Here is a 21,637-nt window from a genome sequence, read left to right as displayed (position 1 = left end):
GGTGCGCCGGCCCGGAGCAGCAGCGGATCATCGCTCGACGTAGGGGGCGGCGCCCACTTGAGCGTCGGCCCGAAGGCCCTTCCCACCCTGTCCCGGCGCCATGCAGTTCGTTAGGTGGCGCGGCACCGGGACGGGGCGGGCAGGGGGTCAGTAGTTCCCGTTGCCGAGGATGTCTCCGTCGGCGCCGTACACGGTGACCAGGCCGTTCTTGCTGGCCTTTCCCCGGCTGGACTGGAAGTCCGCGAACGCGGAGGCGAGGAGTTTGGCGCTGCCGGTGTCCGCGCTGGTCAGTCCACCGGTGTAGTTGGTGTAGATATCGGCCGAGTCCAGAATGTCGTTGTTCACGTCGGCACCCTGGATCTTCGTGACGTGTGCGGCGGCTTCGCGTGTCTTCGCGGACTCGTGCGCCTTCGCGTACGCCTTGAACGCGTCAACCGTGGACAGCCGGGGCGGGGCGGCTTTGCCGGGGTTCGCCGACGCAGAGGACGAGGTGGTCGCCGGGGCGCTGCCGGAGGAAGCGCTGCTGGAGGAAGCGCTGTCGGAGACCGAGCCACCGGAACCGGAGCCCGCCACAGCAGCGATGGCGCCGATGACGATCACGGCGGCCAGGACACCGCCGCACCCGAGGCATCCCAGTTTGGCCTTGGACCTCTTCTTCCCCGGATCCGCGAACTGCGGAGTGAACTGCGGAGGCACGGGCTGCTGCGGAAAGCCGGGCTGCTGCCCACCCCATCCGGGCTGCTGCGGCTGCTGAGGGTTGTTGGCGGTCATCGAGGTTCCCTCCCCTTGGGCCGCGGACACGGCATCCGCGGCACCGCCTGCTTCCGACGCGGCCCACATCGACGGGCTGGCCTCGGGACCGTCGCGTGGTACGCCGGTACGGCAAGCGGGTGCCAAAGGTGCCCGACGGCACCCTCACAGAGAGAAGCGGGAGGCGATAACCCCGGTTATCACACCGAGCGGATCCTGAGAGGCATCACAGCTGTACAGTTCTGCCACCCGTCCGGGAGCAGCCTGCTCCGGCCGGGTACGAGCAGCGGCTCGCCAGTGGAGGAAGGGGGACCGATCACCGATGAGCACAGAGCGGAGCGTGACTCGTCCCATCCTGCCCGGGGCACGTGCCTGGCGTATCACCTACGCCGAAATCGCGGCCCTCGCACAGGTGCGGCGGCCCGTCCCCACGACGTGGAGCCGCCGGCACCCGGACTTCCCCGCGCCGCTCACTGTTGAGGACGGCCGCGCGGTGTTCGACGCCCGGGATGTCGTGGAGTGGCTCACGGCAACGGGCCGGGGCAACGCTGAACCACGCCGTCTGCGGGCGGAGTTGGCCCTGCACACCCTGGCGGCCTGGCGGACACCCGAACTTCCCGCATCAACACTGGTGGGTGCCCTGACGGCGCTCATCTGCCTGCGTCAACAGCTCGACACCGAAGTCTCGGGGCACGGCTGGGACGAAGTTCTCGGCAAGGCCACCCGCCTCGACTCCGACGACACATTCCTGCTGTCCGAGCTTCGGACCGTACCCGATCCTGAGCGGAACGGGAGCGCGCTGGCCGCGCTGGCCGACGAGCTCACCGAGGCCGCCTACACCCCTGCCGAGGCGTTCGACTGGACGCTGGAAGCCCGCCGCAGACTCGGCTCCCACGACCTGGCCGCCGACGAACCCACACCCGCGGTGATCCGCGCCCTCGCGGCCCTGTCCGGCGTCGACGTCCTCGGCGAGGAATCCGTCGTCGCCACCCCGTATGCCCAGTCCGGTGATCTCCTCGCCGCCCTGCACACTGGAGCGCGGGAGGACTCCGGCCACACCTACCTCGCCACCGACCACGACGCCACCCGCGTACGACTCATCCGGCGCCGGATGCTGGTACGTGGAGTGAACGAGTTTCAGCTCGACGTCACGCACGGCGAGGACCTCACGGCCGACGACTGGGGATATCCGAATCTCCTCGTCTGCGCCCTACCGTACGAGGCCGGGGAGACCCGCAGCGCGCGATCCGTCCTGGAGCGGGTGCAAAGCCTCACCGACTACCTCGACTCCGGCTCGTCCGCCATCGTCCTCGGTCCCGCCGACGTCTTGGTCCGCCCGCTCCCCCGGCACGGTGACGCCGACCGCCTGCGCCGTTCCTTCCTCCGCAGCGGTTTACTCAAGGCCGCGATCAGCCTCCCCGAAGGCGCCTATCCCTACCGCCCCGGCTACCGCACGGCGGTCTGGGTGCTGGCCCGCACGCCGGATGCACAGCGCACAGGTCTCGTACACCTCTCCGACTTCTCGGCGCAGCCCCTCACCGAACCGGTCCTCGACACGCTCACCGAAGACATCGCCATCTGGCGCGCCTCCGGCTGGCGCAGGGATTCCCGGCACCAGCCCCGCCACGCGGTCATCGTTCCCGTGAAGGAACTCGACGACCGGCCCGGCGCCGCCTTCACCCCGCACCAGCGCCCACCCGAGGCCCGCTACACCCGAACCGTCCTCGAACGCCCGGCCCGCATCAGCGAACTGGAACAACGCCTGACGGACCTCCGTGAACATGCCCGCCACCAGGCAGACCTGCGGGCAGCCCTGCGCATCCAAGCCATACTGCGCCCGGAGGAACAGCCGGTACGGCACACCACGGTCCGCAGGCTCCTCGACGAGCGCCGCCTACGCCGCCGCCCCGGCCATCGGATCGCCCCCGAACACCTCACCATCCACGGCCACTACCCCGTGCTCGCCCCGGAGGAAATCCTCGGCACCACACGCTTCGGCGACCGTCGCATCGACCGCGGTGTACTGCTCACGGCGTACGAACACGCCCAGTTCACCGAGCCCGGCGACATCGTCGTCACCGCCAGCCCGCGCTTCGGCGTTCACGTCGATGCGGAGGGCATGTCCGTCGTCGCCGCGCCCGCCCGGATCCTGCGCGTCCGCCCCGACGCCGATCCTCCGGTCCTGCCCCGCGTACTGGCAGCGCTGCTGCATGCCGCATCCGCCGATCAAGGGCGCACCAGCGGCGCGGTCCGGGCCTCCCGCAGCATCGAGGACCTCGCCATACCCGACCTGAGCCGCGCCGATGCCGAGCGGTACGACGCCGTGCTCGCCGAGATCGAAACCCGCGCCGCACTCCTGCGCGAACAGACCGCCGCCCTCGACGACCTGGCCCGGATCACGGCCGCCGGCGTCGCCGACGGAACCCTCACCTTCCAACACCTTCCCGAAGCCGACACCAGCACCGAGATTGACGCCCGCACCGGCGCCTGAAGGAGACGCACCACCCCATGATTCCCGGCCAGAAGAAGCCCGCCGACCAGGCGGAGCTGTTCAGCGCCTCCAGCGCCAAGGAGATCCAGGCCATCCTCTGGAAGGCCGCGGACAAGCTCCGCGGCTCCATCGACGCCGCGCAGTACAAGGAGTTCGTCCTCGGCCTGATCTTCCTGAAGTACGTCTCCGACGCTTTCGAGGAGCGCCGCGCCGAGCTGGCGAAGGAGCTCACCGAGGACGGCATCGCCGAGGACCGCCTCGACGACTTCCTGGAGGACCGCGACGAATACACCGGCGCGCACGTCTTCTGGGTGCCGGAGACCGCCCGCTGGTCGTGGATCGCCGCGAACGGCAAGAGTCAGGGCGTCGGCAAGCTGCTGGACGACGCCATGGACGCGATCATGCGCGAGAACGCTGCGCTGACCGGCGTACTCCCGAAGATCTTCAACCGCGACAACGTCGACCAGAAGCGCCTCGGCGAACTCGTCGACCTGATCAGCGACGCCCGCTTCGGCGGCAGCGAGGACAAGCCCGCGCAGGACGTGCTGGGCGAGGTGTACGAGTACTTCCTCGGCAACTTCGCACGGGCGGAAGGCAAGCGGGGCGGTGAGTTCTACACGCCCGCTAGCGTCGTCCGGCTCATCGTGGAAGTCCTGGAACCGTACGAGGGACGCGTCTACGACCCGGCATGCGGCTCGGGCGGCATGTTCGTCCAAGCCGCCAAGTTCATCGAGGCCCACCGGGGCCGCGGCCACAAGGCCGACCTCTCGGTCTACGGCCAAGAGCTCAACGAACGCACCTGGCGCCTGGGCAAGATGAACCTCGCGATCCACGGCATCGACGGCAACCTCGCTCCGCGCTGGGGCGACACGTTCGCCGAGGACAAGCACCCGGACCTCAAGGCCGACTTCGTCATGGCAAACCCCCCGTTCAACATCAAGGACTGGGCGAGGGACGAGGGCGACCCGAGGTGGAAGTACGGGGTGCCGCCGAGGAACAACGCCAACTACGCCTGGCTCCAGCACATGATCTCCAAGCTGGGCGAGCGGGGCACGGCCGGCGTCGTCCTGGCTAATGGCTCCATGAGCTCCCAGTCGAGCGGTGAGGGCGAGATCCGGCAGGCACTGGTCGAGGCGGACCTGGTGGCGTGCATGGTCGCGATGCCGTCGCAGCTGTTCCGGACGACGCAGATCCCGGCCTGCTTGTGGTTCCTCGCCAAGGACAAGACCCCGCAGGGCGCCCGGCGGCTGGACGACCGGCGTGGCGAGATTTTGTTCATCGACGCCCGGAACATGGGCGAGATGGTCGACCGCACGGAGCGCGTGCTGACGGACGCTGACCTCGCGAGGATCGCGGGCACGTATCACGCATGGCGGGGCACCGCTTCGGCGCGTGAGGCTGGGGTGACGTATGCGAACGAGCCAGGGTTCTGCTTCTCTGCCGACCTGGCCACAGTCCGGGAGCACGGGTACGTGCTGACGCCGGGACGGTATGTCGGGGCCGTCGAGGCGGAGGAAGAGGACGCGGAGGCGGTGGCGACGCGGATCGCCTCGCTGACGGAAGAGCTGTACAGGTTGTTCGAGCGGTCGGCGGAGCTGGAGAAGACGGTGCGGAAGCAGTTGGGGAGGGTCGATGTCTGAGTACTCTTCCGGGAACGCCGGGGAACTGGTTCTTTACCGCACGGAGGACGGCCGCAGCCAGATCCAGATGCGTGCCGCCGGCGACACGGTGTGGCTGACGCAGGCCGAGATGGCCGAGCTGTTCGACACGGGCATCCCCAACATCAACAAGCGGATCGGTCAGATCCTGGAAGACGGAGAACTCACGGAGGCAACTATTTCCTCTACGGAAATGGTTCGCCAGGAGGGTTCGCGTCAGGTTCGGCGCGACGTACTCGTCTACAACCTCGACATGATCCTCGCAGTGGGGTACCGCGTGCGGTCCCCGCGCGGCATTCAGTTCCGCCAGTGGGCGACAACCACGCTGCGTGAGTATTTGGTCAAGGGGTTCGCTCTCAACGACGAGCGCCTGAAGAACCCCGGTTCCGAGGGCTTCGACTACTTCGACGAGCTACTGGAACGGATCCGCGAGATCCGTGCCTCGGAGAAGCGGTTCTACCAGAAGGTGCGGGACGTCTTCGCGGCGACCAGCGCGGACTACCGACCCGACAGCGAAACGGCCCGGACATTCTACGCCACGATCCAGAACAAGCTGCTCTACGCGGCGACGCGCCAGACCGCCGCAGAGCTGATCCTCGCCCGCTGCGACCCGGCACAGCCCAACATGGGCCTAACCTCCTGGAAGGGCAGCCGGGTCCGCAAGGTGGACGTCAGTGTCGCGAAGAACTACCTCACATCTGAGGAGATCGGCACGTTGAACCTGCTGACGACACAATTCCTCGACTTTGCGGAACTCCGCGCCCGACGGCGGCAGCAGATCACCATGGCGGAATGGGGCACCGCGACGGCCCGGTTCATCGAGATGAACGACCTGCCGGTCCTCCCCGGACCGGGCAGGGCCACCCACGCGGCAGCCGCCGCGGCGTCCGCCGAGCGCTACGAGGCATTCGACGTCCAGCGGCGCGCTCTGGAGGTGCTGCGGGCGGATGAGGAGGCAGAGCGGGAGATGCGAGAGCTGGCACAAGCGGAGGGCAAATGGGACGCGTTGAACGAGCTTTCGACGGCGGCGGAGGAACTGGAGGGGGAGCGGTGAGTAGGCAGTCAGCGGGGCTGAAGAAGGCGGTGCGGGAGCAGCTGGGGAGGATCGATGTCTGAATGGCGCGCAACTACTCTGGATCAGTTGGTCAGGTTGCAGCGAGGGCACGATCTCCCCACGGGACAACGCCGCTTGGGAAAGGTACCCGTAGTTGGAGCGGCAGGGCCAAGCGGTGTGCATGACACAGCCATAGCTAAAGCGCCGGGAGTCGTGGTCGGGCGCGCTGGCGCTTCGATGGGCCACGCCACATATTGCGATGTGGATTTCTGGCCTCTGAATACGTCTCTGTACGTCACCGACTTCATGGGCAATGATCCACGCTTCGCATATTATCTACTCGACCAGATCGATTTCTCTGGATATAACTCCGGCGCTGCCCAACCAATGCTCAATCGGAATTACATCACGCAGATTCCGATCCACCTGCCCCATCCAGGCGAGCAGCGTGCAATCGCGACTGTACTCGGGGCGCTGGATGACAAGATCGCCGTCAACGAGCGCATCGCGGCTACCTATGAGGAGCTGCTTCAGTGCAAGTACACACAACTTGGCCTGTCTGACGAACCAGATGACGCCATCGCGGTCCCTGTCACCGACCTCGTCTCCTTCAATCGCAAGCTCACCAAGCCCACCGCCGACGAACCCGTCTATGTCGACATGGCGGCGCTGCAGACCAACCGTGCCAGCATTCCCTCTTGGACCCACCGAGCACCCAAGTCCGGCCCCCGATTCACGAACGGTGACACACTCTTGGCACGTATCACGCCGTGCCTAGAGAACGGAAAAACCGGGTACGTCGATTTCATGCAAGAGGGTGAGATTGGCCTCGGATCCACTGAGTTTATTGTCATTCGATCCATTGCCGGAATGCCCTTGGAACTGAGTTATTTCCTGGCACGTGATAGTCGGTTCCGTGAGCACGCAATTCGCAACATGGTCGGAACGTCCGGACGTCAGCGCGTGAGCGCTGCTGATGCAGCGAATTACTTCGTGAATCAACCGGACAGCGATGCCGTAGTGGCCTTCGGCAAGGAAGCTGCGGTGGCGTTCGCCCACATGAAGTCGCTCCAGGGTGAGTCCCGGAACCTCACTGCCCTCCGCGACACCCTCCTCCCCCAGCTCATGTCCGGCCGACTCCGCGTCAAAGACGCCGAGAAGATTGTCGAGGACCACGTATGACGCACCCCGACGACGGCAACGAGCACCACCGCCCCTTCGAGTCCGACTGGGAGCAGCTCGCCCTCGACGAGCTTGCCGAGCTCGCCTGGCAGCACGGACCCGGCAACAAGTTCGCGCCCGGCTCCGGGCACCGCAAGTCGTGGGACGACCTGATCCTCTACCCCGACCTCCGCGAGGCCGTCGAGCGGCTGAACCCCGAGCTGCCCCCGGACGCCGTCCGCGACGCCGTCGCCGTCGCGGCGTCCCCAGCCTCTCAGGACACGTACGAAGAGAACCGCACCGCGCACGCGTACCTGACGGCCGGCATCCGCTCCGTCACCTACACCGACGCTTTCGGAGCCGAGCACAACCCCACAGTCCGCCTCGTCGACCTGGCGAACCCGGACGCGAACACGTACCGCGCCCTCAACCAGGTCACCGTCATCGACGGCGAGAAGAACCGCCGCTTCGACATCGTCCTCTACGTCAACGGCCTGCCTCTCGCAGTCCTGGAGCTGAAGCGCGCCGGGGACGAGGACGCCACCCTGCAGGACGCGCACTCCCAGGTGGCGCGCTACGTCGAGGAGTTTCCGACCGCCTTCCGCTACAACGCCGTCGTCTTACTGTCCGACGGCATCGCGGCGAAATACGGCACCCCCTTCACCCCGTACGAGCACTTCGCGCCGTGGAACACGGACGAGTTCGGGGCCAGGGTCGACCCGCTCGACGCCGACGGGATATGGGACTCGGGTCAGAACCTGGCGCTGCATGGCCTGTTCACGCAGCCCCGGTTCCTCTCCCTGCTCCAGTCGTTCATCAACTTCGTCCCGTCGAAGCGGATGAAGCGCATCGCGAAACCGCACCAGTACCACGCGGTGACCCGAGCCTCCGAAGCCGTGCGGGAGGCCGCCGCGAGCGACGGGAAGGCCGGCGTCGTCTGGCACACGCAGGGCTCCGGCAAGTCGGAGGAGATGGTCCTCACCACCACGATGGTGATGCGTAACCCGGCGCTGCTGAACCCGACTGTCGTCGTGATCACGGACCGCACCGACCTCGACGATCAGCTCTACTCGACGTTCCAGGAGAGCGAGATCCTCCCGGAGGCGCCGAAGCAGATCCTCACCCGCGCCGAACTACGCGAAGAGCTTGCCGCCAAGCGCGTCGGGGGCATCCTCTTCACCACCCTCCAGAAGTTCGGTAAGACCAAGGAGGAGAAGGAGTCCGGCGCCGACCATCCGCTGCTCTCGGACCGCCGCAACATCGTGGTCGTCGTGGACGAGGCGCACCGCAGCCACTACGACTCCCTCGACGGCTACGCCCGCCACCTGCGCGACGCACTGCCGCACGCCACGCTCCTCGCCTTCACCGGCACCCCGATCTCCGAGGCGGACCGCAACACCCGCGAGGTCTTCGGCGACTACATCGACGTGTACGACCTCAAGCGGGCGGCTGACGACGGCGCGACCGTGAAGGTCTACCACGAAGGCCGGACCATCCAACTCGTCCTGGACGACGATGTCGACCCGACGAAGATCGACGAAGAGGCCGACCGCATCACCGACGGCCTCGACGACACCGAGCGCCGCCGCGTCGAGCAGGCCGTCACCACCATGAACGCGATGTATGGTGCGCCCGCCCGCATACGGGACCTCGCCCAAGACCTGGTGGAGCATTGGGAGGCACGGCGCGAACGGATGAAGCGCTTCGTCGGCGTCTCCGAGTCGGGCGGCTCGGCCGGCAAGGCGATGATCGTCTGCGCGACCCGCGAGATCTGCGTCAGTGTCTACAACGCGCTTCGAGAGCTGCGGCCCGAGTGGCACAGCGAAGAGGTCGACAAGGGCGCCATGAAGATCGTCTTCTCGACTAACTCCCGCAAGGACGAGCCGCACCTGCTCGCCCACGTACTGAGCGACAGCAGGCGCAAGGCGGTGATCAACCGCGCCAAGGACCCCGACGACGCGCTGGAACTGCTCATCGTCAACAACATGCTCCTCACCGGCTTTGACGCCCCGCCGATCCACACGATGTACCTGGACCGGCCGCTCAAGGGCGCCAACCTGATGCAAGCCCTGGCCCGCGTCAACCGCCGCTTCCGCGAAAAAGAGGACGGCCTCCTCGTCGGCTACGCGCCCCTCACCGAGAACCTCCAGCGAGCGATCGCCGAGTACACCGACGCCGACCAGCAGGACCGCACTCTCGGCCAGGACCTCGACCGGGCACTGGACCACCTGCGCAACGAGTACGACATCCTCACCGACATGCTGCGCCCCGTCGACTGGCAGTCGAGGCTTGCTCAGCCGACCAAGACGGCGTTCATCGACGCGGCGAGGAAGACAGCCAGCTACCTCCGTGACCCGCAGACAGCGGGCAACGACCCGGAGAAGCTCGACGACCCGCGCCAGACGCTCGGCCGCCGCTTCCGCGACCACGCCAACCGCCTGGAGCGCTTCTACGCGCTGTCCGCGAGCTCCCAGACCATCCACGAAAGGTTCCCCGACCATCCTGCCTGGCGACGGGACATCCAGTTCTTCATCGAGGCTCGCGCCTATATGGCGAAGCTCGACGCAATGGACCGCGAAGCCCGTGGGCTGCCCGTGGGCCAGAGCCGCGAGATCGAGCTGTATCTGGCGCAGCTGACGTCGTCCATCGTCGAGACCGACGGCGTGACGGACCTGTTCGCCGAGGCCGGCCTGGAGACAGCCGAGCTCACGCACCTCAACGACGCCCTCGTCGCCCAGTTGCAGAACAGCGAGACACCGCACCTGGCGGCGGAGGCACTGCGTCGGCTCATCGAGAAGAAGATGCGGGAGGTGACGCGGCATAACGTCGTTCGGCGTACCACGTTCTCCGAGCGGCTGCAGGACCTCATGGTGCGGTACATGCGGCAGCAGTACACGAGCGCCGAGCTCATCGCCAAGCTCGTCGAGATGGCCAAGGAGGTCGTGGAAGACGCCCGCCGCGGCGAGAAGTTCGAGCCACCTCTGGACTGGCGCGAGCTCGCCTTCTACGACGCGGTGGCCGACCACGGCACGGCACGCTCGCTGATGGGCGACGAGGTGCTGGCAGGCATCGCACGCGAACTGGTCGCCGAGGTCCGCAGCAAGCTCAAACCCGACTGGATCGCCCGGGAACCGGTCCGCGCCCGCCTCCGCAGCGCCATCAAACGACTCCTCGCCCGCCGGGGCTACCCGCCAGACCAGGAAGTCGAGGCCATCAACCTGGTCCTGAAGCAGATGGAGCACTTCGCCAACGAGTGGTCCCAGGACGGCACCACCGGGGAATGAGTACTGGCCCGCTCGGCGCTGTCACGTGGCATTGCCCGGCCTCGGAGCAGCGCCGTCGCGGGCCGACCCAGTAGGACTCGCACTCCATCGAGCGTCGATCTTCAGACATCGAACTGCCCAAGCACCGGCGCCACCATCTGCGTCCCGCCCCGACCAACCTCACGTTGATTGCGACACATAAAGGAGCCGATCATGGACGACGAGGTTCAGCTGATCAGTGACGGCGATGGCCTCACCGTAATGGGAAACCAGTCGGCGGTCGATCGCTTCCTCGCGACGGAGCGACTGCCCTCGAAGGACCTCGGACTGCGACGGCTCGGACCCGCGCTCGGCAACGCGGCTGAAGTCGCACAGGCAGGTTCCGGAATGGCCGCCAACTCCGCTCGCTGGGTGAAGCTGACCAAGGAGTCCGCGCAGCGCGTCAGCCAGTACGGGCTGAGGGAGAGCTCCAAGTCGGGTCTCAGCACAGGTGTGTTGAAGGGCAACAAAGGGCAGATCAAGGGATTCGTCGAATTCGCGAGGACCCCCGGATCCATCCTGACCAACCCGGCACTACTCGCCGGCGCCGCGGGAATCATGGCACAGCTCGCGATGCAGCAGACGATGGACGAAATCGCCGACTATCTCGCGAGGATCGACGAGAAGGTCGACGACGTGCTCAGGGCTCAGACGGATGCCGTGGTGGCGGACATGATCGGAGTGGATCTCGTGATCGAGGAGGCCATGTCCATCCGAGAGCAGGTGGGCCGCGTCTCCGAGATCACCTGGTCCAAGGTGCAGACCACATCGATGACGATCACGCGTACCCAGGCTTACGCGTTACGCCGCCTTGACGCCATTGCGGAGAAGATAGAGCGCAAGGCCAAGGTCGGTGATCTCGCCAAGGCGTCCAAGGAAGCCGAGTCCACGACCCAGGAGTGGCTCGCCGTTCTGGCTCGCTGCTTCCAACTGCAGGACGCGATCGCCGTACTCGAACTCGAACGGGTGCTGGACGCCGCTCCGGACGAGCTCGACAGGCATCGCCTTGGACTTCGGGTTGCCCGAAAGAGGCGGTTGGAACTCATCTCACGGAGTACCGAGCGTCTGCTGGCCCGCTTGAGCGCGGCTGCTGGCACGGCCAACGCGAAGGTGCTACTGCACCCGACCGCGTCCAGGGATGTGGTGGCATCGAGCAACCACGTCGAGAGCAGCGTCGTCGACTTCCACGGGCGGCTCGGTATCGAGCGCGGGCGACAGTCATGGGAGGCGAGACGATGGGTGGACGCGGCCGAGGAAGTGAAGGATAAAGTACTCGAAAAGGGTGCCGAAAGGGTTGATGCTGCCCGGCGCCTCGGCAGCGGAACTCTCGGCCGGGCCAAATCGGCAACGGACAAACTCTCCAGCGGGATCGCCGAGCGAGCGCTCCGGCGGCGCGGGGACGACGAGGAGCGCTGAAGAAGCGGCGGCAAGTTGCGTGGCCTCTCTTGGACGAGACCTCGGGCGTGCCTCGTCAGGGTTCAGTCGAACCTCTCCCGCCCGTTGCCTCAGCGGCCTCCTCCGATCCCCATGCACACCCGGAGCAACCCCAGTACCGGAATGCTCGTCTGCGCCCCGGATGCGCCCTACGGACCCGGCCTGTTCGTCACATACCTTCAGCCCTGTCTGCCATTTCGTGTCAGTCAGGGGGAACCGGTTGAAGTCGGCCGAGCAGGTTCTGAGCGATCTGGTCCAACCATCCAACATCTCAATCGATTCGGGCGTCCCACTGGTGGGCCGCGTAGATGCCGCCGCCAAAGCCGACGACGAGACGCGAGAGCAGAAGAAGGAACAAGAAGGCAAGAATCAGAAGAAGGGCGAGACGGAGAAGCTCCGTCGCAAACCCGTCCTCGCGTCGATCCCGGAGAGCGATCTGGCACGCCAGGTCCATTTGACACCCTGGGAGCTGCTGCATGTCCTCGGTAGCTCCATGGCCCTTTCCCGCAAGGGCGCCGGACGCGGCCTCGCCGAGCACTGGGGTTGCCTGAAGTACAACCAAGCCCTGACCGGCAAGGTCGGTTCGTTCCTGGCCCTATCCACCGAGGGCAAGGAGACGGCGGAGTACTACAAAGCCCTCCAGTCGAACGAGCTCGGCATCGGCTTCGGTCTCATACTCGCCGAGCGGTTTCTCCGACGTCGCTACCCGGAGCACTCCGTCTCCATCATTCCCGCGGACACCGCTCTGCGCGCGGGCTGGGCACTCACCAGCAGAGACAAGGGCCACCGTTCTGGCTATCGCTACCGCCCGCAATTCTTCGCCGAAGTATGGAAGCCCGGGGAAACGTCCCGGGTGATACCGATCGCCTGCAAAGGCAACCACAGCAACGCCAGTACCTCACATGAGCAGTTGGCATCAGCATCCGCTCACGTGGAAGCCGTGCACATCGGCGCGTGGAACGAGACCCCCGCTCTGATCTTCAGCACCGAGATCCCCGTCGACGGACCGCTCACGGTCCATACTCTGGAGGCACCCGGGACCGGGGGTTGGCTCCGGAACACGACGGCCGCTCCCGGCACCGGCCTCAACCAACAGGTTCAGGAACAGAACATCTTCCCGGGTATCCAGCCTCCGGCCGAAGGCGCCAAGACCTCGGAGCTTGAACTGGGCTACCACGTCCAACAGGGGCACTACCGGTGGTTCCAGCAAGTGGTCGCCCGCACTGCCGCCGCCGGACTCAGCGCCTTCGCCGGCGACGGCAACACCACCGCTGAGTACCTCACCAAACGACAGGGGAATGAGCGCTTCAGCGGGTTCGCGGATGCGGCGGTCGGCAGCGTGCACGACGCTCACCACGAGCTCATGGGTGGACCGTTCGTCGGCACCGACCATGTCTTCCGGCTGAACAGAACCCGTGTCGAGGCGTTCTCGGGAGTAGCGGAAGATCTTTTCGCACACCTGGTGAAGGGCGACGTCGAGCAGTACCGAGCCGACGTGCACAACCGGAGGTCAGATCTGGCCCGCGTCGACTGGGACAATTCCTGGGGCGGCCCCGTGTCGATCCGCCGGGACGGCTCGGTGCTGGCGATCCGACTGCTCGCTGCGGGTAGCAAGTGCCCCTCGCCCACGTGCCCCATGCGGTAGGAGGGTGCACCAGAGGGTTGCAGTTCGGGTTGTCAACCCCCGGGGTTCGTGGACGGTCGCCGTCAAGCGCTCTGGTTGTGGACGGAAGTCCCCCGTCGTACCGGCTCGCGCCACCCGCTGTCCCCGCTATCGCCCTCTGACGGCCAGCCCCATGCCAGCCCTTCAGGGCGGTACACCAGGGGCAGAAGCGGTCAATCCAGACCGGCTCCTGTACAACTCATGGACCCAAGTAATCCCTGGTCAGAGAGCTGCGACACTCCGGAGCGCCGTTGATTCCCAAGCTCAGAGCGCGGGTTCGATTCCCGTCACCCGCTCCAGCAGAAAGCCCCAGGCGAGCCGCCCGGGGCTTCTTTGTTGTCTAGACCGGATCAAGCGTCTCGTGCCAGATCCGTGCCAGATGCCATGTCATCTGCCGCCGCACGCCGCTCGCGGACCAGGCGATCCAGGCCGGCCGCGACCTCCCTCTACCGCTCCAGATCCGAATGCTGATAGATCAGCGCGGCCCGCTCCGTCGACTGGCCCGCACGCACCATCGTGTCCTTGAGCGTCGCGCCGGAGCGTGTCGTCAGGGTGTGCCCGGTGTGACGAAGATCGTAGAAACGAAAGCTCTCCGGCAGCCCGACAGTCGTACGGGCCTTCCGCCACTTTCGCCCGAACGTGGACCGGCGGAACGGCTTGCCCTTCTCCCCTACGAACAGCAGCCCGTCGGCGCCCTTCTCGGCGTACCAGTCGAGATGCCGCCGCAGCTCGATACGCACGAAGGCCGGCAGGACCACAAGCCGCCTGCCCGCTTCGGACTTGGTGGGTCCCGCGGCACGCTTGCCGGTCGTCAGCTCGGGAGCGGCCTGCCGGACCCGGACCGTCAGGGTGTCGAGGTCGACGTCCCGGCGGCGGAGCTCCGCCTGCTCCTCCGGGCGGAGCGGTCCGTAGGCGGCGAGGTAGACCGTCAACCGCCAGCGCGGGCCGAGTGCCTGAGCGAGCGCGTCGACCTGGTCGACGGTGGCGACGGGCCGTTCAGCCGCGGACTCCTTGCCGGCGCCCCGAATACGGCAGGGGTTCCGCCGGATCAGTTCGTCCTCTACAGCGGTCTCCATCACGGCCTTGAGCAGCCGGTAGCTCTTGGCGATCGTGGTTTCCGCCCCCGTGACGTCGAGCCGTTCGGACCGCCAGCTCCGGACGCGCGGGGCGGTGATCTCATCGAGGTCCAGGTCCCCGAGGGTGGGCAGGATGTGCAGGCGGAGCAGACGCCGGTACAGCTCATCGGTGGTCGGAGAGAGGCGACGCTCCTTCACCCAGCGGAACGCGTACTCCCCGAAGTTGACCGCCCCCGTGTCCGGGTCTCGCCAGTCGCCACGGCGGATCTCAGTCTGCTTCTCCGCGAGCCAGTCGTCCGCTTCCCGCGTCGTCTCGAAGGTGTCAGGGGCAGGCCGCATGACGCCGTCCGGGCCCGGATAGCGCGCCTGATAGCGACCCGACGGCAGCTTTCGAACCGCGCCGAAGCTACGGCGCCTTCCCTTCCTGTTGGCCATCAGGCGGCCCTCCCCTGACGAGCGCGAACCCGGCGAAGGGGCTGCACAGTGTTGCTCTCGATGTAGGCCGCCAGGGCACCCGCCGGAATGCGCACGTGGCGGCCCACTTTCACGAAGGCAATGCGGCGTTCGGCGATCAGCCGACGAGGGAAGCGGGCGGTCGTACCGAGGCGTTCGGCGGCTTGCTCAACGGTCAGCAGAACGTCGCTCACAACAGGTCTCCTTCCGTGGCGCGGAGGTCTTGCAGGGCTTCGCGGGCGGTTTCGCGGTTGGTCTGGATGTCGCGATGGATGGTGGCGGCGAGGACGGATTCGCCGGGGGTGTGGCCGTGGCCGGCGTAGGCCCAGTGGGCGAGGACGAGGGTGGTGGCCTCTGGGGAGTCGTCGGGGTCGGGTAGGCCGAGGGCGTGGCGTTGTTGGGTGGCGCGGTAGTCGGCGCGGACCCGGCGTAGGGCGCCGAGGGTGGTGCTGTAGCGGCGGGATTTGGTGGAGAAGTGGCCGCGGAAGCCGAGCATGTGGGCCCAGTCGAGGAGCTTGCGGTCGGGGTAAAGCTTGTGGAGGTCGAAGCAGGCTTCGATGAGCCGGCGCGGGTGCGGGGGGACGCTGAGGAGTTCGAGGGCTTCGCGGTTGCCGACGCGGCGGTCGACGGTGCCGGTCGTTTCGGCGGCTTTGGTGGCGTACTTGGCCACGTAGGAGGCGACGGCCTGTTCGGTCAGTTCCCCGTCCGTAGTGGCGTCGGCGGACCGGATGGGCTGGACGTCGAGCTGAGTGCCCCAACCCAGCGTGCGGGCCGGGTAGTCGCCGGCATCCGGGACAGCCACGGCCACACGGTGGGCGGCGGCACCAATGGCGTCGGTGAGCAGGTCGAGGGTCGCCCACGGTGGGGGCGGGGAGTCGGGTCCGTCCGGGCCGTCGAAGCGGACGACGGCGTGGAAGTGGACGGCGCCGCGGCGTTGGTATTCGGCGACCTTGCCGAAGGAGACGCGGCACTGTCCGCGGGCGGCTTTCTGGGTGAGGCCGGCGCGGGCGGCGATCTCGCGGCGGAGGTAGATGGTGAAGTAGCGCCACAGGTCGGAGGCGTGGTTGTTCCACAGCACCGCACCCGCGTAGTCGTACGACTCGGGATCGAGCGGCGTGCCCAACGCCTGGTCGTCCTCGAGGTGGCGGACGCCGCAGCGGCAGGCCGCGGTGCCGGGGCGGTTGTGGACGGAGCCGAAGGACGGGGCGGTGAGGGTGGCGAACACCTTCGGGTGCACCCGAACCGACTCGGGGGTGCCCTTGGCCGGGTCGCCGACGAGGCCGGCGCGGATGAGGTGGTAGGTGTCGCCGGCGTAGGTCCAGGCGCAGGCTGGGCACCGTGAAGCTCGGCGGTTGCCGCAGGCGACGCGGAGCCGTCCGCCGGGTTCGGTGTCGGTGGAGTAGGTGTGGAGGACGGTGCCGGTGGCCCGGTCGAGGGTCTTGGTGTAGCCGGTCAGGTGGATGGGGTCGGCGCAGCCGCCGGTGCGGCGGATCTGGTCTTGCCAGCGGTCGAAGCCGTCCGACCCGGCCACCCGCAGCAGATCGCGCAGGGTGGCCGGGTCCAGGCCCGCCGCGGCGGCGGTGTGGATCAAGTCGCTCACCTCCCGGTCCGGGCCAGGAGGCCTGCGGGGGTGGTGTGGCCGGTGCCGTGGCAGGCGGGGCAGGCGACGCGGAGGGTGGCGCGGGTGCCGTCCGGGAGGCGGGTGCCGGTGGTGATGGCGACGATGGGGAAGCCGTCACAGTCGCGGCAGACCGGCCGGTTCGAGGCGTGCTGGGGCATGATGTGGCAGTCCTTTCGGGTCCGTTGGGTCTGGAAGGGAGCAGGGCGTCCGGGGCGGTCGATGCTTGGTGGCTGAGTGCCGCCCCGGGGGCCCGTTAGCGCTTGCGTGCGAGGCGGAGCGTGACGCTTGCCCCGCCCACGGTGGGGATGGCCGCGGCTGCTGCGGCGGCGATCGTCTGGAAGGCGAGGGCCAGGACCACGATCACCAGGGCGGTGCCGGCACTGGCCGCGAGGGTGAGCAGGATCTTCCCGGCGTAGGAGGGTGGCGCGGCCTGTATGACCACGGCCTGTCCGGGGTGGACGCCGGGCGGGATCAGCTCGGAGGGGCGGTGGTTGGCCCTCAGTTGCGCGTCGGGGTGGCGCACGATGAGTCGTCTCCTTTCGCCGGTTAGGGCTGGCAGCGGTGGGTGCGGGCGGCGAGTTCGGCGCCGGAGCGGTCGCGGTAGTCGGTGGAGAAGCCGCAGCCGGGGCGGTGCAGGCGGCGGTGTGGCGGGTGTGTCCGCGGCCGTCGTGGTAGGTGCCGACTTTGACGGGGCCGATGCGGATCACGTTGAAGAAGCGGTTCGGGCGCGGCATGGTCAGTCCTCCCGCCGGGTGAAGTCGTCGGCGTGGTCGGTGAGCCATTGCCGGATCTCGGGGTGTTCGTCGTCGGTGGCCTGGTTGATCGCGGCTTCGCCCATGCGCATGCCGTCGACGAGGCGGTTGTTCCGGGTGAGTTCGGCGGAGCGTTCCAGGGCGGCGCGGATGTGCGGTCGCATTGCGGTGTCCTCCTTCTCAGGTGAGTTGGGTGGCGAGGACGTCGGCCAGGGCCGGCGGGACGCCGAGGCGGGTGCGTAGGGTCGCGGCGTCGATCGGCGTGCCGGTGGTGGCGTGGTGGGTGTCGGCGACCTTCCGGGCGTGTGCCAAGAGCGCAGGCGGCACGGACGGCGACGACACCGGAGCCGATACAGGAGCGGGCGCAGCAGACGGGGGAAGTTCGGGCGCGTGCTCGGGGGCGCGTTCGACCGTGACGTGCTCGGACGGCTCGGAAACCGGGGCCGCTTGGGGTACCGGAATCGGCTCAACATCCGGTTCGGGTGCCGCGGTGGGGGTGTGGGCGAGGAGGGTGCCGCCGAGGAAGGCCAGGGCGGGCCATCCGGCGACGAGGATGCGCAGCCAGGTTGGGACGGCGTTCATGTCGAGGAGTCCGGCGGTGGCGACGTTGGCGCCCAGGGACGCGGCCAGGGCGATCACGAACCAGGTCCAAGCGGCGCGGGCCGGGAGGTCGGCGGCTCGTAGGGTGCGCATGCGGCGCCAGGCGGCGACCAGCAGCAGGTCGACGGAGATGGGGTAGGCCCAGGCTTTCCAGTCGTGCTGGCCGGCGGCTTCGGCGATGTCGTGCAGGTGGGCGAAGGACAGCGCACCGGCGATCACAGCCTGGATGAGCACCGGGTCGAACCTGTTGGAGCGGGCCACGGGGATCACCTCCTTCAGGGATGGGCGGAGTAGGGACCTGACGCGAAGCGGTCGCGCCGACCGTGGGGCGGGGGTGCGGGGTTACTCGGTGACCGGTCGGGGCCGGGTCAGCGGAGCCGTGTCCTTGGACGGTTCGTCGGCGACCGGCACCAGCGGCCGGAACGGGGCCAGGGCGGGAAGGTCGGGAACCAGGTCGGCGTGCGCGCGGCAGACCGCGGCGGTGTCGGTGATCGAGGTGAGCGGGGTGCGGATGTGGGTCCAGCCACCGGAGGCATCACCCGCGACCGCGACCCCGGGGCGGTCGGCGGCGATGGCGGTTGCGGCGTGCATGGCTTCGGGTGAGATGTCCCCGAGGCCCATTTCGGCGGTCTGCTTGTCGTTGACCCGGTGGACCACACGGCCGGTGAGCTGGGCCCGGAGCATGGTGGCGCCCTTGCCGAGTTCGGCCCCGAAGCGCTGGCCGCAGATCTCCAGGTAGATGCCGACCGCGCGGGCCATCTGCGCGAGCCGGATCAACTGGGTCACCATCCGGTCCCGGCGTTCCTCGTCCTTCTTCGTCGCCGTCAAGAACAGCTCAGCGACCTCGTCCACGAGGACGACGATCGGGACCGGCCGCACCTTCTTCGGCAGTCCCCAGATGTCGGACGTGATCTCCTCATCCGGTGTGGACAACGCGGTGCCCTGGTACTCCTTGAGCAGGTCGAAGCGGGCCTCCATCTCCCCCACCAAGGCGTCCAGCAGGCCGGCGGCTTGGTCCGGGTCGGTGGCCAGGGCCGACAGGCGCGGCGCATACGGGGTCTGTTCCACCCCGCGCTTGCAGTCGATCCCCACCAGCGCCACCGGCAGTTTGGCGAGTTGCTTGATCAGGTTGCGCTGATACATCGACTTGCCCGACTGATTCGCCCCCAAGGTGAGGGCGTGCGGGATCTCCCTGTAGTCGCGGACGAACGCGGTCCCGTCCTCCCGCAGCGCCACGGGCACCACCATCGGGCCGGACGGCAGGCGGCGCGGCATCCGCACGGTGCGCAGGACGTCGTAGCCGGTCATGCGCAGCTCCACCACGCCGGGCTTGATCTCCGCCACGTGCACGGCGTGGACACCCCAGGCGTGCCTGAGCCTGTTGGAGGCCGCGGCGACGTCATCGGGTTCCAGGCCGGCGGGGAGCCGGAGGCGGACGCGTAAGCCGGTGGCGGACCCCGCGACCCGGCGGATCTTCGGCGGGACCGGCTGGACCTCACGGCGCGCGACGTTGCGGACCATGAACGCCCGCAGCCGGGACGGGGCCACCGTCAGGCCGCACACGTCCATCGTGGAGGCATAGGTGAAGTGGAACCGGCCCATCGTGACCGGCAGACCCACCAGCGACCAGTACACGCCCGGCGCCTTCACCTTCGCGTAGCCCAGGCCACCAGCAGCACCCGCCAGGGGGGTGCCGATCTCGATCAGCGTCGCCAGATCCACCATGGCTCAGGCCACCGCCGTGACAGCCACTGCGCGGAACGAGATCCCGTGCCGGGTCTGGCCGTTGAACGTGTTCTCCCAGTCACGGGCCCGCAGCCCGATCACCGACACCAACGTGCCCGGCGTCAGCGTCTCGTCCACCCCGGTCGCCGGCACGGCCACCTGGTACAGGTTGCCCTCACCCTCGTCCGAGATCAGCAGACCGATGGTCATCATCTGCGCGCCGGTCTCCCGGTCGATCGCCACCTCACCGGTCTGCTTGTTCACCAGCTTCGGGGTAGGCGCGGTCGCAACGAACGTCACCGCGGTCGAAACGTCGATCTTGAAGGACGGCATGAAGCGTCTCCCTGCTCGTGAGGCTGCTCCGGACGAGCAACCTGTCTAGAGATGTCTCCAGTGAAGCCAACATCTCTATACACGTCAACCTCTCTATACATGTTGGCTGGATTCATCTCGCAGGGGGCGCCTGACCGCCTAGCCGCTAAGCTGTCTAGAGAGGAAGGAGGGATCGCTCATGACCACCGAGGGCACCGACCGCCGCCCCAAGTACCAGCGGATCGCCGACACGCTGAAGGACGCCATCCGGGCAGGTGAGTACGGCCCTGGTGACCGCCTGCCAGGCGAAAACGAGCTCATGACCGTCCACGGCGTAGCCCGCATGACGGCACGGCAGGCCCTGAGCGTCCTGCAGAACGAAGGCATCGCCGAGTCCCGGAAGGGAGCAGGCGTCTTCGTACGCGACTTTCGGCCACTGCGACGCCGCGGCATTCAGCGACTGGCGCAAGAGCAGTGGGGATCAGGCCGCTCGATCTGGTCGGCCGACATCGCGGACCGCAACTTGGTGGTGGATCAGGTCTCCGTGACCGAGGCACCCGCCCCTGAACACATCGCCGGCGTGCTCGACGTACCCGCCGGGGATGCGGTGTGCGTCCGCAGCCGCCGCTTCGTACTCGACGGGAAGCCTGTCCTCCTGTCGACCTCATACCTGCCGGCGAACCTCGTGGCTGGGTCAGCCATCACCCAAGAAGACACCGGCCCCGGGGGAACCTACGCCCGCCTTGCCGAACTCGGCTCCAAGCCCGTGCACTTCCGCGAGGAGATCCGCTCCCGGATGCCATCGCAAGACGAGGCAGCCCGACTCGGGCTGTCGATGGGCATGCCCGTCATCCTGATCTGCCGCACGGCTTTCGCCGACGGGGGTCGCCCGGTCGAGGTCAACGAGATGACCCTGGACTCTGCCGCCTACATCCTCGAATACGAGTTCGGCGCGTAGCTTCGGGCACGTCAGCCTCACGCGACTCGCTCAATGGGGGTCTATAAAGGCGGGTTCTCGCTCTACTGCGGGATGAGCAAGTTCGCTCACAATCCGACATATGGGGTCTACAGGCGTTGAGCGGCATGTCTGTGAGCAATGCGGAGACACGAGCCATCTGGCGCTAAGGCGGGGGCGTATTGACCTGATGGCTGTGCTCTGCGAGCCGTGCTGGAACCGCTACGCGAACGAGATCGCCGAAGCGGAGGGGGCTACAGCTCCACCTCTCGAAGAGCCGGACCAGGACGACACTCGGTGGATCGAACCGCCGACCTGTCGCGCATGCGGACTGCAAGTCCGGCGTACTCCTACGAACTACGATCGTTGGGTTGATCTCAGTACCGTCGACGTCAGAGCAAAGGACGTTCCGCGCCGTTACCGATGGCGCCTGCTGAGCGTCCACCCCAGGTCTTCAACCGTCATCACTGACGTCATCGCCGTCAAGGTCGGAGCCATCGAGCCGGCCCCAGACGAAGTGATCACGCCCGCTCACAGAGCTCTCTGCCCGAGCCCAGACGCCATGAGAGAAGTCGAGCGAGAGCTTGCCATCGACCAGTTGCCTCGCCAGCGTGAGCCTGAAGAAGACGA

At 67.6% G+C, this 21,637-nt stretch carries 18 protein-coding genes and 2 pseudogenes; 9 read left to right on the top strand and 11 right to left on the bottom strand.

Annotated features, from left to right (window positions below; genetic code table 11):
* Window positions 1-147 precede the first annotated feature (147 nt).
* Window positions 148-771, bottom strand: coding sequence for a hypothetical protein (locus ACRWND_RS19875; protein WP_431951199.1), 624 nt, complete (start codon window positions 769-771; stop codon window positions 148-150).
* Window positions 772-1,090: 319 nt separating this feature from the next.
* On the opposite strand from ACRWND_RS19875, the gene ACRWND_RS19870 reads away from it, so the two are divergent.
* The 7 genes from ACRWND_RS19870 to ACRWND_RS19840 all read left to right on the top strand — a co-directional run bounded on the left by ACRWND_RS19870 (window position 1,091) and on the right by ACRWND_RS19840 (window position 13,495).
* Window positions 1,091-3,241, top strand: coding sequence for a hypothetical protein (locus ACRWND_RS19870; protein ID WP_431951197.1), 2,151 nt, complete (start codon window positions 1,091-1,093; stop codon window positions 3,239-3,241).
* A 17-nt stretch (window positions 3,242-3,258) separates the two neighbouring features.
* The gene (locus ACRWND_RS19865; RefSeq protein WP_431951195.1) at window positions 3,259-4,881 is read left to right on the top strand and encodes a type I restriction-modification system subunit M; all 1,623 of its coding nucleotides are present in this window, start codon (window positions 3,259-3,261) and stop codon (window positions 4,879-4,881) included.
* Window positions 4,874-5,953, top strand: a complete 1,080-nt coding sequence (locus ACRWND_RS19860; protein ID WP_431951193.1) for a virulence RhuM family protein — start codon at window positions 4,874-4,876, stop codon at window positions 5,951-5,953. The genes ACRWND_RS19865 and ACRWND_RS19860 overlap by 8 nt, the downstream gene beginning before the upstream one ends.
* A gap of 54 nt (window positions 5,954-6,007) precedes the next feature.
* The gene (locus ACRWND_RS19855) at window positions 6,008-7,135 is read left to right on the top strand and encodes a restriction endonuclease subunit S (protein WP_431951191.1); all 1,128 of its coding nucleotides are present in this window, start codon (window positions 6,008-6,010) and stop codon (window positions 7,133-7,135) included.
* Window positions 7,132-10,398: a type I restriction endonuclease subunit R gene (locus ACRWND_RS19850; RefSeq protein WP_431951189.1), complete on the top strand. Its 3,267-nt coding sequence runs from the start codon at window positions 7,132-7,134 to the stop codon at window positions 10,396-10,398. The genes ACRWND_RS19855 and ACRWND_RS19850 overlap by 4 nt, the downstream gene beginning before the upstream one ends.
* A gap of 192 nt (window positions 10,399-10,590) precedes the next feature.
* A complete protein-coding gene (locus ACRWND_RS19845) occupies window positions 10,591-11,832 on the top strand; it encodes a hypothetical protein (RefSeq protein WP_431951187.1) in 1,242 nt (413 codons plus the stop codon).
* Window positions 11,833-12,070: 238 nt separating this feature from the next.
* Window positions 12,071-13,495, top strand: coding sequence for a hypothetical protein (locus tag ACRWND_RS19840; protein ID WP_431951185.1), 1,425 nt, complete (start codon window positions 12,071-12,073; stop codon window positions 13,493-13,495).
* Between the two features lie 368 nt (window positions 13,496-13,863).
* Here ACRWND_RS19840 and ACRWND_RS19835 read toward each other — a convergent pair.
* The 10 genes and pseudogenes from ACRWND_RS19835 to ACRWND_RS19790 all read right to left on the bottom strand — a co-directional run bounded on the left by ACRWND_RS19835 (window position 13,864) and on the right by ACRWND_RS19790 (window position 20,073).
* A pseudogene (locus ACRWND_RS19835) lies at window positions 13,864-15,024 on the bottom strand (tyrosine-type recombinase/integrase).
* Window positions 15,024-15,236, bottom strand: coding sequence for an excisionase family DNA-binding protein (locus ACRWND_RS19830; protein WP_431951183.1), 213 nt, complete (start codon window positions 15,234-15,236; stop codon window positions 15,024-15,026). Before ACRWND_RS19830 ends, ACRWND_RS19835 begins: the two are co-directional and overlap by 1 nt.
* A complete protein-coding gene (repSA, locus tag ACRWND_RS19825; protein ID WP_431951181.1) occupies window positions 15,233-16,633 on the bottom strand; it encodes a replication initiator protein RepSA in 1,401 nt (466 codons plus the stop codon). The genes ACRWND_RS19830 and repSA overlap by 4 nt, the downstream gene beginning before the upstream one ends.
* A gap of 5 nt (window positions 16,634-16,638) precedes the next feature.
* Window positions 16,639-16,821 (bottom strand): hypothetical protein, encoded by a 183-nt coding sequence (locus tag ACRWND_RS19820; protein WP_431951179.1) that lies wholly within the window; start codon window positions 16,819-16,821, stop codon window positions 16,639-16,641.
* Window positions 16,822-16,916: 95 nt separating this feature from the next.
* On the bottom strand, window positions 16,917-17,186 hold the full coding sequence (locus tag ACRWND_RS19815; RefSeq protein WP_431951177.1) for a hypothetical protein: 270 nt from the start codon (window positions 17,184-17,186) through the stop codon (window positions 16,917-16,919).
* Window positions 17,187-17,209: 23 nt separating this feature from the next.
* A pseudogene (locus ACRWND_RS19810) lies at window positions 17,210-17,397 on the bottom strand (mobile element transfer protein).
* 2 nt (window positions 17,398-17,399) lie between these two features.
* The gene (locus tag ACRWND_RS19805; protein WP_431951175.1) at window positions 17,400-17,579 is read right to left on the bottom strand and encodes a hypothetical protein; all 180 of its coding nucleotides are present in this window, start codon (window positions 17,577-17,579) and stop codon (window positions 17,400-17,402) included.
* A 16-nt stretch (window positions 17,580-17,595) separates the two neighbouring features.
* The gene (locus tag ACRWND_RS19800; protein WP_431951173.1) at window positions 17,596-18,276 is read right to left on the bottom strand and encodes a DUF2637 domain-containing protein; all 681 of its coding nucleotides are present in this window, start codon (window positions 18,274-18,276) and stop codon (window positions 17,596-17,598) included.
* Between the two features lie 81 nt (window positions 18,277-18,357).
* Window positions 18,358-19,740, bottom strand: a complete 1,383-nt coding sequence (locus tag ACRWND_RS19795) for an FtsK/SpoIIIE domain-containing protein (RefSeq protein ID WP_431951171.1) — start codon at window positions 19,738-19,740, stop codon at window positions 18,358-18,360.
* A gap of 3 nt (window positions 19,741-19,743) precedes the next feature.
* Window positions 19,744-20,073: a hypothetical protein gene (locus ACRWND_RS19790; protein ID WP_431951169.1), complete on the bottom strand. Its 330-nt coding sequence runs from the start codon at window positions 20,071-20,073 to the stop codon at window positions 19,744-19,746.
* Window positions 20,074-20,251: 178 nt separating this feature from the next.
* Here ACRWND_RS19790 and ACRWND_RS19785 point away from each other — a divergent pair, with 178 nt between their 5' ends.
* Both ACRWND_RS19785 and ACRWND_RS19780 read left to right on the top strand, forming a co-directional pair.
* Window positions 20,252-21,010, top strand: a complete 759-nt coding sequence (locus ACRWND_RS19785) for a GntR family transcriptional regulator (protein WP_431951167.1) — start codon at window positions 20,252-20,254, stop codon at window positions 21,008-21,010.
* A gap of 100 nt (window positions 21,011-21,110) precedes the next feature.
* Window positions 21,111-21,637: DUF6083 domain-containing protein (locus tag ACRWND_RS19780; RefSeq protein WP_431951165.1), on the top strand; the 527-nt coding region annotated here is incomplete at its 3' end.

This window comes from Actinacidiphila sp. bgisy167, from assembly GCF_965342175.1.
GTDB lineage: Bacteria > Actinomycetota > Actinomycetes > Streptomycetales > Streptomycetaceae > Actinacidiphila.
This window is presented reverse-complemented; position numbering and strand designations above follow the sequence as displayed.

What these genes read in the sequence shown, in the direction of transcription:
- ACRWND_RS19875 (WP_431951199.1), bottom strand. Translation starts at nt 771, where the DNA reads ATGACCGCCAACAACCCTCAGCAGCCGCAGCAGCCCGGATGGGGTGGG.
- ACRWND_RS19865 (WP_431951195.1), top strand. Translation starts at nt 3,259, where the DNA reads ATGATTCCCGGCCAGAAGAAGCCCGCCGACCAGGCGGAGCTGTTCAGC.
- ACRWND_RS19860 (WP_431951193.1), top strand. Translation starts at nt 4,874, where the DNA reads ATGTCTGAGTACTCTTCCGGGAACGCCGGGGAACTGGTTCTTTACCGC.
- ACRWND_RS19855 (WP_431951191.1), top strand. Translation starts at nt 6,008, where the DNA reads ATGTCTGAATGGCGCGCAACTACTCTGGATCAGTTGGTCAGGTTGCAG.
- ACRWND_RS19850 (WP_431951189.1), top strand. Translation starts at nt 7,132, where the DNA reads ATGACGCACCCCGACGACGGCAACGAGCACCACCGCCCCTTCGAGTCC.
- ACRWND_RS19845 (WP_431951187.1), top strand. Translation starts at nt 10,591, where the DNA reads ATGGACGACGAGGTTCAGCTGATCAGTGACGGCGATGGCCTCACCGTA.
- ACRWND_RS19820 (WP_431951179.1), bottom strand. Translation starts at nt 16,821, where the DNA reads ATGCCCCAGCACGCCTCGAACCGGCCGGTCTGCCGCGACTGTGACGGC.
- ACRWND_RS19805 (WP_431951175.1), bottom strand. Translation starts at nt 17,579, where the DNA reads ATGCGACCGCACATCCGCGCCGCCCTGGAACGCTCCGCCGAACTCACC.
- ACRWND_RS19795 (WP_431951171.1), bottom strand. Translation starts at nt 19,740, where the DNA reads ATGGTGGATCTGGCGACGCTGATCGAGATCGGCACCCCCCTGGCGGGT.
- ACRWND_RS19790 (WP_431951169.1), bottom strand. Translation starts at nt 20,073, where the DNA reads ATGCCGTCCTTCAAGATCGACGTTTCGACCGCGGTGACGTTCGTTGCG.
- ACRWND_RS19785 (WP_431951167.1), top strand. Translation starts at nt 20,252, where the DNA reads ATGACCACCGAGGGCACCGACCGCCGCCCCAAGTACCAGCGGATCGCC.